Origin of the sequence: Bartonella sp. 220B, assembly GCF_026930205.1 — a bacterium.
Lineage (GTDB): Bacteria > Pseudomonadota > Alphaproteobacteria > Rhizobiales > Rhizobiaceae > Bartonella.
The window spans coordinates 72,100-84,816 of the sequence record NZ_JANHOI010000002.1; the positions used below are offsets into that span (position 1 = coordinate 72,100).

Annotated in this window: 11 protein-coding genes; all 11 read right to left on the minus strand. The window is 39.6% G+C overall.

The window, feature by feature from the left end; translation table 11 throughout:
- Positions 1–34: 34 nt before the first annotated feature.
- The 11 genes from infB to NPX99_RS02015 all read right to left on the minus strand — a co-directional run bounded on the left by infB (position 35) and on the right by NPX99_RS02015 (position 12,618).
- A complete protein-coding gene (gene infB, locus NPX99_RS01965) occupies positions 35–2,557 on the minus strand; it encodes a translation initiation factor IF-2 (protein WP_269030090.1) in 2,523 nt (840 codons plus the stop codon).
- Positions 2,554–3,189 (minus strand): RNA-binding protein, encoded by a 636-nt coding sequence (locus NPX99_RS01970; protein ID WP_269030091.1) that lies wholly within the window; start codon positions 3,187–3,189, stop codon positions 2,554–2,556. The genes infB and NPX99_RS01970 overlap by 4 nt, the downstream gene beginning before the upstream one ends.
- A complete protein-coding gene (gene nusA / locus NPX99_RS01975) occupies positions 3,190–4,821 on the minus strand; it encodes a transcription termination factor NusA (RefSeq protein WP_269030092.1) in 1,632 nt (543 codons plus the stop codon).
- A 47-nt stretch (positions 4,822–4,868) separates the two neighbouring features.
- Positions 4,869–5,519 carry a ribosome maturation factor RimP gene (gene rimP / locus NPX99_RS01980; RefSeq protein ID WP_269030269.1) on the minus strand — a complete coding sequence of 217 codons (651 nt, stop codon included), beginning with the start codon at positions 5,517–5,519 and terminating at the stop codon, positions 4,869–4,871.
- A gap of 127 nt (positions 5,520–5,646) precedes the next feature.
- Positions 5,647–6,348: a tRNA (guanine(46)-N(7))-methyltransferase TrmB gene (locus tag NPX99_RS01985; protein WP_269030093.1), complete on the minus strand. Its 702-nt coding sequence runs from the start codon at positions 6,346–6,348 to the stop codon at positions 5,647–5,649.
- Entirely contained in the window at positions 6,345–7,613 is a 1,269-nt protein-coding gene (gene metK, locus NPX99_RS01990; protein ID WP_269030094.1) for a methionine adenosyltransferase, read from the minus strand. The genes NPX99_RS01985 and metK overlap by 4 nt, the downstream gene beginning before the upstream one ends.
- 130 nt (positions 7,614–7,743) lie before the next feature.
- Positions 7,744–8,157 carry a helix-turn-helix domain-containing protein gene (locus NPX99_RS01995; RefSeq protein WP_269030095.1) on the minus strand — a complete coding sequence of 138 codons (414 nt, stop codon included), beginning with the start codon at positions 8,155–8,157 and terminating at the stop codon, positions 7,744–7,746.
- A gap of 146 nt (positions 8,158–8,303) precedes the next feature.
- On the minus strand, positions 8,304–9,938 hold the full coding sequence (gene lnt / locus NPX99_RS02000) for an apolipoprotein N-acyltransferase (RefSeq protein WP_269030096.1): 1,635 nt from the start codon (positions 9,936–9,938) through the stop codon (positions 8,304–8,306).
- Positions 9,901–10,920, minus strand: a complete 1,020-nt coding sequence (locus NPX99_RS02005; protein ID WP_269030097.1) for a hemolysin family protein — start codon at positions 10,918–10,920, stop codon at positions 9,901–9,903. The genes lnt and NPX99_RS02005 overlap by 38 nt, the downstream gene beginning before the upstream one ends.
- Before the next feature lie 99 nt (positions 10,921–11,019).
- A complete protein-coding gene (gene ybeY, locus NPX99_RS02010) occupies positions 11,020–11,496 on the minus strand; it encodes an rRNA maturation RNase YbeY (RefSeq protein WP_269030098.1) in 477 nt (158 codons plus the stop codon).
- A gap of 12 nt (positions 11,497–11,508) precedes the next feature.
- The gene (locus NPX99_RS02015; RefSeq protein WP_269030099.1) at positions 11,509–12,618 is read right to left on the minus strand and encodes a PhoH family protein; all 1,110 of its coding nucleotides are present in this window, start codon (positions 12,616–12,618) and stop codon (positions 11,509–11,511) included.
- Positions 12,619–12,717: the final 99 nt, after the last annotated feature.

Below are 12,717 nucleotides of genomic sequence, written 5' to 3' on the forward strand. Positions count from 1 at the left end.
TTTTCATTTTTAGGAATAAAGCCATTGGATTATTTTATAATGTGCGATTAATATGTTCGATGCGGAAAGTTTCAATGATGTCTCCTGCGCGCATGTCTTCATAGTTTTCAAATGCTATTCCACATTCTTGACCACTTTGCACTTCATTGACTTCATCTTTAAAGCGTTTGAGTGTTTTCAGTTTCCCTTCGTGAATAACAATATTATCACGGATAAGGCGAACACCAGCTCCCCGTTCTATTTTACCTTCTGTAACACGACATCCAGCAACTTTTCCGATTTTGGTGATATTAAAGACTTCTAGAATTTCAGCATTACCAAGGAAAGTTTCACGCTGTTCTGGTGAGAGTAACCCTGACATAGCGGCTTTTATATCATCAACAAGATCGTAGATGATGTTGTAATAGCGAATTTCAATTCCTTGTGTTTTAGCACAATCACGCGCTTGTTTATTGGCGCGAACATTAAAGCCAATCACAGCTGAGTTAGAGGCTTCCGCAAGAGAAATATCACTTTCAGTGATACCACCCGCGCCAGAATGCACAATGCGTGCACGAACTTCTTCATTTCCTAGCTTTTCTAATGCTGAAGCGATCGCCTCAATTGACCCTTGTACATCACCTTTAATAATAAGGGGAAACTCTTTAACACCAGTGGTTTGTAACCTCGTCATCATTTGTTCAAGAGAACCACGAGAACCCGTTTGTCGGGCTACAGCTTTATCACGTGCTAACCGCTGGCGGTATTCCGCAATTTCGCGTGCTTTTGCTTCATGCGTGACAACAGCAAATCTGTCACCAGCTTGTGGTGTTCCTTGCATACCTAAAATTTCAATGGGTGTAGAGGGAAGCGCTTCTTTAATATGGCGTCCATGGTCATCAATCAAAGCGCGTACGCGTCCCCATTCATTGCCGGCAACAATAATATCAGAAGGGTGCAACGTTCCTTTTTGAACGAGAACCGTTGCAACAGATCCACGTCCTCGATCCAGTTTAGCTTCAATGACGACGCCTTCTGCTGTTCGTTGAGAATCTGCTTTTAAATCAAGAATTTCAGCTTGAAGAAGAATAGCTTCGAGAAGTTTATCAAGATTTTGACCGGTTTTAGCAGAAACTTCGACTTCTAAAGTTTCTCCACCCATGGTTTCAACAAACACTTCATGTTGTAGAAGTTCTGTGCGTACTTTTTGAGCATTAGCAGCTGGTTTATCAATTTTGTTGATAGCAACAATAATGGGCACACCAGCTGCTTTAGCATGATTGATTGATTCAATTGTTTGCGGCATGACACTATCATCAGCAGCTACAACGAGAACAGCAATATCTGTAACACGCGCTCCACGAGCACGCATCGCTGTGAAGGCGGCATGTCCAGGTGTGTCAATAAAGGTAATTTTTTGACCATTTTGTTCCACTTGATAAGCACCAATATGTTGTGTGATTCCACCTGCCTCACCAGAAACAACATTTGCTTTCCGAATAGCATCAAGAAGAGAAGTTTTTCCGTGGTCGACATGGCCCATAATTGTTACGACAGGCGGACGTTGACGCATTTTTTGTGGATTATCAGCGACATTAAAGATGCCTTCTTCTACGTCAGATTCTAGAACACGTTTAACAGTATGACCGAATTCAACAGCGATAAGTTCAGCAACATCGGCATCAATAATATCGCCCGGTTTCATCATTTGTCCCTGTTTCATGAGGAATTTAATCACATCAACAGAGCGTTCAGTCATACGCTGTGCAAGTTCTTGAATCGTAATAGTTTCAGGAAGAACAACCTCACGAGAAATTTTTTCTCTCGGTTCTTGGTTTTGTGCACGTTTAAATTTCTCCTGTCTGCGACGCATTGCAGCCATTGAACGTCCACGCGCGCTCCCTTCTTCATCCAGAGCACTATTAAGAGTTAGCTTCCCACGGCGTCGTTCATCAGCACCTTTTACAACTTTAGGTGCACGCACTTCTAATTTAGCAGGGTTCACACGTCGGCTATGTCGATCATCTTCTTTATTTTCATCTACTTTACGTTTTTCGATGACAGTTGTATTTTTAGATGGAATAGGGATATCAATTGGTTCTACGAAAGAGGGAATGGAAGGAGGAGGTGGAGTCTGTTCTGGTAGACTTTCTTCTTCTTGATGTATTTCTGTTTCTTGAATTGACTGCTGCAAACTTTCTTCACGTTCTTTTGCTCGTCTTGCTTCTTCTTCGGCTTGTTCACGTGTTATTTTTTCTTGGATATGTGCTTCTTCTAATGCACGAAGTCTTGCTTGCATTTCAGCAGATGAAAGATTGCTTTTAGCGACGGGCTTCTGAGGTTTTGCTTCTTCGAATCGCGGTTTAGAACGTTGAGAAGCTACATGGGGCTTTGTAATTGGCTGTTGTATTTCAACTCTTTCGTCAGGACGCGTGATTTTGCGCCGTTTGGTTTCGACAACTACAGCCTTTGTACGGCCATGGCTGAAATTTTGTTTGACCGTACCTGTTTCTAGGACTGACCGTTTTAAGGTTAGTGTCCTCTTGACTGTTATCTTGTCGTTATTCTTTTCACTCATTGTACTTCCTTCACGGCTTGTGCCGTTTTTTCACCAGGCTTGCTGTGCGTGTCATCACGATAGGCGAGCAGTTTATGTATCGTTTTGAGAAATCCTTCAGCAGCTTTGGTATCCAATAAGGCCGCATGCATAACAGGATTAGCACCAAAAGCCACCCGCATTTCATCACTTGTGAATAAAGATATGGTTTTTATCTTTCGATTTGTTTGTTGTTGTATTGTATGAATGGCTTGTGCAATTTTTCGTTTTCCATCTTCTGTAGCTTCTTTAGCGTGAAGCACGAGAAGAGTTTGGCCCGAACGGATAGCTGCATCAACTTTTGTTGCTCCCATGACAATCGCACCTGCTTTTCGCGCCATGGAAAGGCTTGAAAGAGTGGACTTTAGCAAAAGTGTATCAACAATATGCGCAAGATTTTGTGCAACCTCAACATCTGTTTTAAATTTTTTCTTAAAAGCGTTTTGTTTGATTGCTGTTTCAATGGCGGAATGGCGAGCAGAAACCCAAACGCCACGCCCAGGCAAATTGGATTTAAGATCAGGGACAATTTGATTATTAGGACCAATAACAAAACGGATCAGCGTTTCGGCTGAAGCATTTTTTCTTGTCACAATGCAGGTCCGTTCATTCATTTAAATTGTATCCACGTCCAAATTATCACTTTTTTCATCTTTTGCAGAATTTTCATTTTCTGCAGGAGTTTCTGTAACAAGATCAGCTTTGTCTATCCAACCTGCTTGCACACGTGCAGCTAAAACCATAGCTTCTGCATCAGCACGTGTAATATCAAATGGGGTCAGTATACCAGAAAAACTCTGTGTTTGACCTTCTTTACGTTCTCTCCAGCCAACCAAATCATCGACTGCATAACCAGCAAAATCTTCTACTGTTTTTATACCATCCTCGCCAATAGCAACCAACATAGCACTTGTCAGTCCAGGAATTGTTAGCAATTCATCAGAAACACCGAGCTCTTTGCGTTTTTCATCAAGCTCTTTTTCTTTATGTTCAAGATATTCGCGTGCACGGCTTTGGATTTCAGTAGCAGTTTCATGATCAAAACCATCAATGGAAGCAATTTCTTCGAGATCAATATAGGCGATTTCTTCGATGGAAGAAAAACCCTCTGATGCCATAACTTGCCCAATCATCTCATCAACGTCTAAGGATTCCATAAACAGTTTACTGCGTTCAGTAAATTCTTTTTGACGGTTTTCAGATTCTTCCTGTTCCGTTAAAATATCAATATTCCATCCTGTTAATTGAGAAGCTAAGCGAACATTTTGTCCACGACGACCAATGGCAAGACTGAGTTGGTCATTAGGTACGACAACTTCAATACGTTCCGCATCTTCATCGAGAACAACTTTCGAAACTTCAGCGGGCTGTAGTGCATTGACAATAAATGTTGCAGCATCAGGAGACCAAGGAATAATATCAATTTTTTCACCTTGTAATTCTGCAACAACAGCCTGAACACGGCTTCCTCGCATTCCAACACATGCTCCAACAGGATCAATGGAACCATCGCGTGAGACAACAGCAATTTTAGCACGAGAACCTGGATCGCGGGCAACGGACTTAATTTCTATAATACCATCATAAATTTCTGGTACTTCCATAGTGAAAAGTTTCACCATAAATTGAGGATGTGTACGTGAAAGGAAAATTTGCGGACCACGTGATTCACGGTGTACATCATTGACAAAGGCACGAATACGATCTCCATAGCGGAAAGATTCACGTGGAATTAATTCATCACGGCGCACGATAGCTTCACCACGACCCAAATCAACGATAACATTGCCATATTCCACACGCTTTACTGTACCAGAAATAATTTCACCAATTTTATTTTTAAATTCTTCGTATTGCTGATCACGCTCTGCATCACGTACCTTCTGGACAATCACTTGTTTAGCGGATTGCGCTGCGATACGTCCAAAGTCCATAGGAGGTAAAAGATCAGCAAAAAAATCACCAATTTTTGCATCCTCTTGGCGTTTGAGTGCATCGGTCAAAGTAATTTCAGTTGTATAATCTTCAACAATATCAACAATTTTAAGCAGGCGTTGTAATTTAATTTCACCTGTTTTGGAGTTTATTTCAGCACGGATATTGGTTTCTTGACCATAACGAGAACGTGCTGCTTTCTGAATAGCATCAGCCATTGCAGAAATAACAATTTCACGATCAATTGACTTTTCACGTGCAACAGCATCTGCAATTTGCAGAATTTCAAGCCTGTTAGCGCTTGTAGCCATCAATTTTCTCCTTCTTTGTGCCACTCGACGGGCATTTCCCAATGATATTAGTTCTTGTATTGTGATGTCTTTTTCGAGACATGAGAATTATCTTCGGGAATTAATTGTTGACTTAAATCTTTATTTTTTTTCAATGCGTCGCGAATAAGTTCATCGGTAAGGACCAAATGCGCGTTTATAATATCACAAAAGGGGATAGAGGTATACATAGCTTCTCCATACGCGGCTTTATCAGCGTTTAAAATAAATCCGTCTTCTGTGACATTTGTAAGTGTTCCACGAAATTTTCGGCGCCCATCAATTGTTGTTTTGGTTTCAATTTTTGCAAGATGCCCCTGCCAATGAAAAAAGTCAGATCTCCTTACTAGTGGACGATCAATACCAGGAGATGAAATTTCTAAGTGATATTTGCGTTCAATAACATTTTGTACATCCAAGAGGGGAGAAACAGTGCGACTAACAGTTTCACAATCTTCCACGGTCATAGAGCCGTCTGCGCGTTCAATCATAATCTGAAGAGTTAAACCATTCAGGCCAAGCAGTTTCACACGAACTAAACGAAAACCTAATGGTTTAAGCAATGGCAAGACAAGAGCAGCAACATGTGCCTCAACGCCATTTTCTTCAAAAAGACGAGGTTCGTCAAGAACGCTTATTTTTTCAGTTTCGTTCATATATTTTGTCCAAGTCATTTTCATCAGTTTTATGACATTAAAAAAGAGCGGGTCCAACGTCCCACTCCTCATCATAAGACCAAGAATTTAGATACTGATACTCTTAAATTCAAAACTTTTCAAGTTGTTTATAAGAAAGGCGTTTTATGATTTATTTTTTGATAAAGGTAAGATAGGTAGGTGTCCGCCCTTCGCGGAGAGCTTTTTCTTCATAACGTGTTCTTAACCATAGCGGATAAGGAGTTTTCCAATCCTTAGAGGTTTCTGCTTCCCACTCAAAATGATTATGCTGTGCACAATGGTAGAGGGTCCAGTTTACATAATCATCTATGTCGCTAGCAAAGCGAAATTTTTTACCGGTTTTAAGAACACGAGCGAAACGATTCAGATTTTTTATGTTAATGAAACGTCTTTTCCAATGCTTTTTTTTAGGCCATGGATCAGGATAGAAAAGATCTATCCCATCAAGTGATGTATTTGGAAGCCAATCAAGAAGATGTGTAGCGTCGTCATCATAAAGGCGAATATGGTTTTGATACTGTTTATGCTGTTCAAGAGACAATAACATTTTTGCCATACCATTGATAAAGGGCTCGATACCAATAAAACCAGTTTGTGGAAAATGGTCCATTTCATGAAGTAAATGTTCACCTCCACCAAAACCAATTTCCAGCCGGACCTCTGTTACTTTATCGCAAAATAGGGATGTTAAGTCGAGGGGTGAAGGGGTGTTTAAATCAATCTTAAAAGTTGGAAGAATCGTATTTATACGTGCAAGTTGACTGTTTCTTAGTCGCTTTCCTTGTCGGCGACCAAAGAAGGCTTCACGCATACGTATATTATGCTCAATCATGGTACTTTAATCATTTTTTGAAGAGTTTCAATAAGATCAGTTTTTTCCCATGAAAATGAACCATCAAGTTGTGGCTTACGTCCAAAATGACCATAGGCGGCTGTTTTTGTATAAATAGGTTTATTGAGGTCAAGATGTTTTCTAATGCCAGTGGGTGAAAGGTCCATTATTTTGCGAATAGTTGCTTCGATAATTTTCTCATCGACTTTTCCTGTTCCATGGAGATTAAGATAAATAGATAAGGGTTGTGCAATGCCAATTGCATAAGAGAGTTGAATGGTGCATCGATCTGCTAAATCAGCGGCAACAATATTCTTAGCGAGATAGCGTGCAGCATAAGCTGCAGAACGATCGACTTTTGTCGTATCTTTGCCTGAAAAAGCGCCTCCACCATGAGGAGCTGCACCTCCGTAAGTATCAACAATAATTTTGCGTCCCGTTAATCCAGCATCACTTTGAGGACCTCCAATAACAAATTTTCCTGTTGGGTTAATGTACCAGCTGCATTGATCAGAAATGGGGATATCATGCAAAGCTTGACGAATATAAGGTTCAACCACTGTACGTACTTTATTGGAATCCCAACTTTCATCTAAATGTTGTGTTGAAAGAACGATAGAGGTTACCTCTATAGGTTTTCCATTTTTATACCGTATTGTTATTTGGCTTTTGGCATCTGGTCCTAATTTTCCAGTCTCTCCTTCATTTTTATGGCGGGCCGTAGCAAGAAGTTTAAGAATTTTATGCGCATAATAAATAGGTGCAGGCATGAGTTCAGGTGTTTCACGGCAAGCATATCCAAACATAATACCCTGATCACCTGCACCTTCTTCACCATGCCGGTCCCTGGCGTTATCAACGCCGCGTGCAATATCAGTTGATTGAGGGCGTAGAAGAACATCGATTTTAACAGTTTTCCAATGGAAACCGGCTTGTTCATACCCAATTGCACGAATAGCACGACGCGCTACTGCACGAAAACGAGTAGGATTAATGAGTGGGCAACCAGTTTCATCGTAGATGAGTTCTTTATTTCTATCTCTTTTTAAAAGTGTATCAGGAACACGCACTTCACCAGCGATCACAACGCGGTTTACGCTTACTAAAGTTTCACAAGCGATTCGCACAATCCATGGATCTGTACCGGTTTTTTGTGCTTCTTTATAAATCATATCAACGATTTCATCAGAAATACGATCACAAATTTTGTCAGGATGACCTTCCGATACCGATTCACTCGTAAAAAGATAATCTTGATGCGGCATAGGAACTCCTTCAAAAAAGAAAACCAACAGTTATGAATTGCCTATTAAAGTTGCTCCTATTTGCCAAGACAATGGCAAATCGTCAATGCTGATTTATAAGATAACTGAGAGAAAAGATATCATTTTTATTTTATAGCTTATTTGTCATATCTTCTTCAGAAAGTGCTTTTGCCAAATCAATAATTTTTCGGCGCACTTTAGCATCAGATATATTCGTAAAAGCACGCATGAGTTGGATTCCTTCACTGCTAGAGCAAAAATCCATAAAATCATTATCGCTTTCAGCGAAGCCTTCTGCATGTTGTGTATGAAGGCCTTTATCAAAAAAATAAGAAACCGGAACATCCATAATTTCTGCAATTGCTTGAAGACGACTTGCACCAATACGATTTGTACCTTTTTCATATTTTTGGATTTGCTGGAAAGTGATGCCTAGCTTTTCACCGAGTTTCTCTTGAGTCAGTCCTAAAATATTACGACGTAAACGAATACGGGTTCCAACATAGACATCTATAGGATCGGGTTTTTTTCTAGTTTCAGTCATAATGCAACTCTTTATTTCCAGCATTCTGCTTCTAAACCAACATCAGATTTATGTGAGGTTGGTTTATCATATAATTAAAATAATATGTAACATTTTTTCCCAATATTACCGGTATGCGCAACACAATACTGCAATTGGGCATTTGATCACTTAAATTGTTTTGTAGAACCAAAACCAATACGGCATAATAACATAAGAATGAATAAGATAAAAGTAGTGAATATTCTATATTCATTGCTTCCTACAGGAGTAATGGGTAATGGGATTTGTGTATCAAGAGTGCCAACAGCATTCTGTCGGAGAGCTACAACGATTCGTCCATAAGAATCAATAACCGCTGATATTCCATTATTGGCTGCTCGGATAATGGGAATTCCCAGTTCAATTGCACGAAGCTGTGCTTGTTGAAGATGTTGATATGGTCCAGGTGTTGCACCGAACCATGCATCATTTGTAACATTAATAATTGCTTGTGGAGGGGGGCCTTCAAAAGTCATTTCATTGGGAAATATGACTTCATAGCAAATTAGAGGTAGATAGGAAAAACCGTTTGGCATCGTGATGGTTTTTCGCACACTGGCAGCGCTATATCCACCAATGTTATCAGCAAGAATACGTAATCCAATTTTTTTCAAGAAGTTCTCATAGGGAAGATATTCACCAAAAGGCACTAAGTGAAGTTTATCAGAAGTATTTAAAATATCACCTTCAGCATTGATGGTTGCAATTGTATTAAAATATTGTGTTTGTGCATGAGAAGGATTGTCATTGGTGCGTATAGCACCAATAATAGCCCATTGTTGGGGCTTTAGAAGAGAGGCAATGCGCATTGTTGTATCAGAGTTCTTATCGAGAAGGTAAGGAATAGATGCTTCAGGCCATATGATAAAGTCTGGTTCTGGATTTTTTCCAGCTGTTGGTATTGCACTCAGATTCATATGCGTTTCGAATATAGCTTCTCGTGTAGTATTGTTTAGTTTTATGTCTTGCGGGATAGAAGGTTGAACAATGCGCACCCAATAATTGCTTTTTGGGTAATCAGCTGTGTTTGGCATGCTATTGAGGCGGTAAAATCCAAAGCCACTGTGGACGAATATAAGCGATAAGCAGAGAAAAAGTGCGGTTTTCTTTTTTTCGTTTGTTAATAAAACTGCTGGTAAACTGTAGACTAAAACAGCAAGAATATTCATTCCGTAAAGTCCAACGATTGCATCGGATTGCATGAGCATAGGGGTTGGCATCGCTGTATAGCCAAGAGAATTCCATGGAAATCCTGTGAATAAGAATGCACGCAACCACTCTGCCAATCCTAGCGCAAAAGCTAAGACAAAAAAGCGTGCTATTCCTTTTGTCCATAATAAACTGACAATAAAACCAGAAAAAAACCAATAAAGAGAAAGGTAGAGGGGAGGGCCTAAAATGGCAAACGGCACTGCCCAACCAAAAGAAACCGGATCAGTTAATAAAGCATTACACAACCACCAAAGGCTGCAAGTAAAATAACTAAAACCAAAGATTCCACAGCTTAGAGCGTAGGTAAGAAAGCGCTTTTTATTATTCTGGATAGTATGGATTGAGTCAAGGAGAACAATAAAGAGGGGAAAAGTTAAAAAGCACAGAGGTGTCAAATAAAAAGGTGGAAGTGCAAAAGAAGTAAAGGCACCACAGAGAAACACCCACATTTGTCGCTTCCAGCCAGTAACAGAAAACAAGAAAAGTGTAAAATTGCTGAGAAAGGTTTGGTTATTTTTTAGGGGTGGCATTGTTTTCAAAATTTTCATTTTCTGGAATGCGAAAAATGCGCAACCGCTTAATCCGGCGTTTATCAGCTTCTAAAATACGAAATCGATAGCCGGGAACAGCTTCAACGACTTCACCTTTTTCAGGAATACGGTCAAGAATAGAGACAATTAAACCACCAATGGTGTCAACGTCATCACCATATTCTCCTACGATAAAATCAGGACCAAGAGCTTCCTCTACATCTTCTAGTTCGGTTCTTGCATCAACAAGCCATTTGTTATTGGGTTCACGCACGATAGCATTGTCTACATTGTCATGTTCATCTTCGATATCACCAACGACTAATTCGACAATATCTTCCATAGAAACGAGACCATCTGTGCCACCGTGTTCATCAATAACGAGAGCCATCTGTGTTCGTGTCGTTTGCATACGTGTTAATAATTTGCTTGCTAGCATGGAACTAGGAACAAAGAGAACTGTTCGAATCAAATCCAATTCACCGATTGGAGTGTGTAGATCCGTATGATTTAACTGGAGTGAATCAAATTTCTGCTCGGTTTGGGTTGAGTTAACAATAAAACGAGTCATGTAATTAAGAATATCGCGGATATGGATCATTCCTCGTGGATCATCTAAAGTTTCAGCATAAACAGGTAGGCGAGAATGTCCAATTTTCGCAAAACATTTAAGAGCTTCTCCAAGCGAGGCGTTTATTTCTAATGCTTCAATTTCAGAACGTGGAATCATAACATCATCAACGCGTGCTTCACGCAAACGTAAAATATTATGTAGCATAGTACGTTCTTCAGGTGAGAAGAGAGTTGTATCTTTTTCGTTGTTAGTATTGAGTGCAACGGTTAAATCATCGCGCAATGACTTATAATTACGGCCACGTAAAAACGAAAACAAATGATTCAGTAGGGAGTTTTTTTCTGGATGATGTATCTGTTGAGAGGCATGTTCTTCACTGTGAGAAGATATCTGATTGTTACTTGGTGTATTTATTTTGTTTGCCATAATTTTGAAATCTTCAAACTTTCTTTTTATAATAGAGACATAAGAGGTTTTAAATTGTATGATGGCGATAGCGATTTAAGAAGGCTTATTTTTATCATTTTAAGATAATTCAGTATAGGGGTTTTTTATGGAAAGCTTTTGAAGGATTTCTCTTTCAAGCTTTTCCATGTGATGCGCTTCGTCATCTGTTTCATGGTTATAGCCAAGCAGATGGAGTAAACCATGAACAATCATATGCGCCAAGTGATCCTGAAATAATTTTCCTTCTTTTTTTGCTTCAAGCGCAACAGTTTCTTGTGCAATAATGATATCACCAAGCATAGGTCCAGGAGGATCTCCAGCTTTAAGTGGATAAGCAGGAAAGGATAACACATTCGTGGGTTTGTTTTTATTACGCCATTGCGCGTTGATCTGTGCCATATGTTTGTTATCCGTAAAAAGAAGACTGATTTCGCTTATAACATTGTCCAATGAAACATGATGCATTGTTGTTTTTAATATTTTTTCAGTGATATTATAAAGTGTTTTCTCATCATTCCATCCAGAGCTCTCAACGGTTATATCAATAGTAATCATGACAAATCAAACTCACTTTTTTGATGAAGCGCTTGAGGATGGTGTTTCTTGAATTTGTATAGCAGAATCATGATCATAAGCACGGACGATAGCGGTAACAAGGGGATGGCGCACAACATCTTTTTCATTGAAGCGAATAATGACAATATTTTCTACGTGTGAGAGAATGCGTATTGCTTCGATTAAACCTGATTTTTGTCCGCTAGGCAAATCAATTTGGCTTACATCACCGGTGATGATCATACGTGTTCCTTCACCAAGACGTGTGAGGAACATTTTCATTTGCATAGGGGTGGTATTTTGGGCCTCATCAAGAATAACAGCAGCATGGGTAAGTGTTCGCCCGCGCATGAATGCAAGAGGAGCAATTTCTATGACACCAGAAGCTAGAATGCGCTCTACTTTCTCAGCAGGCATCATATCATAAAGGGCATCATAAAGTGGACGTAAATAGGGGTCAACTTTTTCTTTTAGGTCTCCAGGAAGAAAGCCCAGATGCTCTCCAGCTTCAACGGCAGGACGTGAGAGAATAATTCGTTCAATAATACCACGCTCCAAAAGCATTGCAGCATGAGCAACAGCGAGGTATGTTTTGCCTGTTCCTGCTGGTCCTACACCGAATACAAGTTCGCTATGTTCCATTGCACGTATATAAGCATCTTGTGTCGGAGTTCGAGCATGGATTGTTTTTTTATGGGTACTTAATCGTGCAGCGATAGTTTTTTTCGTAGGTTGGGGTGTTGTGGAGGTTTCTTGCTGTTTTTGTAGCAAATTTGCCATGGCAATCACTCCTTCTGTATCTGATAAAGTGAGCTCTTGATGTGTTTTGGCGCGTTCATAAAGCTGCTGTAATACATATTCCGCGCGTTTTATAGCGGAAATAGTTCCACAGATGAGAACTTCATTTCCACGTGGATGAATACTGAGTCCGAGTTTTTGTTCGATATAAACAAGATTTTCGTTGAGTTTACCAAAAACTACTTTCGCATCTCTATTATTTTCGAAAATTAAAACAATATGCTTCACATCTTGTGTGCTTGCTTTTCTGAAAATACGCGTATTTTCAGGGTTAGCATTTATTTTTTCCTTAACGCGCTTTCCTTTTTCGGTTGAAGCTTTCAACCTATTCTCCTGTATTCACATAAATTTTGCACATTTTCTTGAAAAAACTTTATAAAAAACAATTTTTCTATGCATAAAGCATAAAGTGCAAGCTTTAGA

Excerpts from the sequence above, each read along its gene's own strand:
- NPX99_RS01995 (WP_269030095.1), bottom strand. The coding sequence starts at position 8,157 with ATGACTGAAACTAGAAAAAAACCCGATCCTATAGATGTCTATGTTGGA.
- lnt (WP_269030096.1), bottom strand. The coding sequence starts at position 9,938 with ATGAAAATTTTGAAAACAATGCCACCCCTAAAAAATAACCAAACCTTT.
- ybeY (WP_269030098.1), bottom strand. The coding sequence starts at position 11,496 with ATGATTACTATTGATATAACCGTTGAGAGCTCTGGATGGAATGATGAG.
- NPX99_RS02005 (WP_269030097.1), bottom strand. The coding sequence starts at position 10,920 with ATGGCAAACAAAATAAATACACCAAGTAACAATCAGATATCTTCTCAC.
- infB (WP_269030090.1), bottom strand. The coding sequence starts at position 2,557 with ATGAGTGAAAAGAATAACGACAAGATAACAGTCAAGAGGACACTAACC.
- nusA (WP_269030092.1), bottom strand. The coding sequence starts at position 4,821 with ATGGCTACAAGCGCTAACAGGCTTGAAATTCTGCAAATTGCAGATGCT.
- rimP (WP_269030269.1), bottom strand. The coding sequence starts at position 5,519 with ATGAAAATGACTTGGACAAAATATATGAACGAAACTGAAAAAATAAGC.
- metK (WP_269030094.1), bottom strand. The coding sequence starts at position 7,613 with ATGCCGCATCAAGATTATCTTTTTACGAGTGAATCGGTATCGGAAGGT.
- NPX99_RS01970 (WP_269030091.1), bottom strand. The coding sequence starts at position 3,189 with ATGAATGAACGGACCTGCATTGTGACAAGAAAAAATGCTTCAGCCGAA.
- NPX99_RS01985 (WP_269030093.1), bottom strand. The coding sequence starts at position 6,348 with ATGATTGAGCATAATATACGTATGCGTGAAGCCTTCTTTGGTCGCCGA.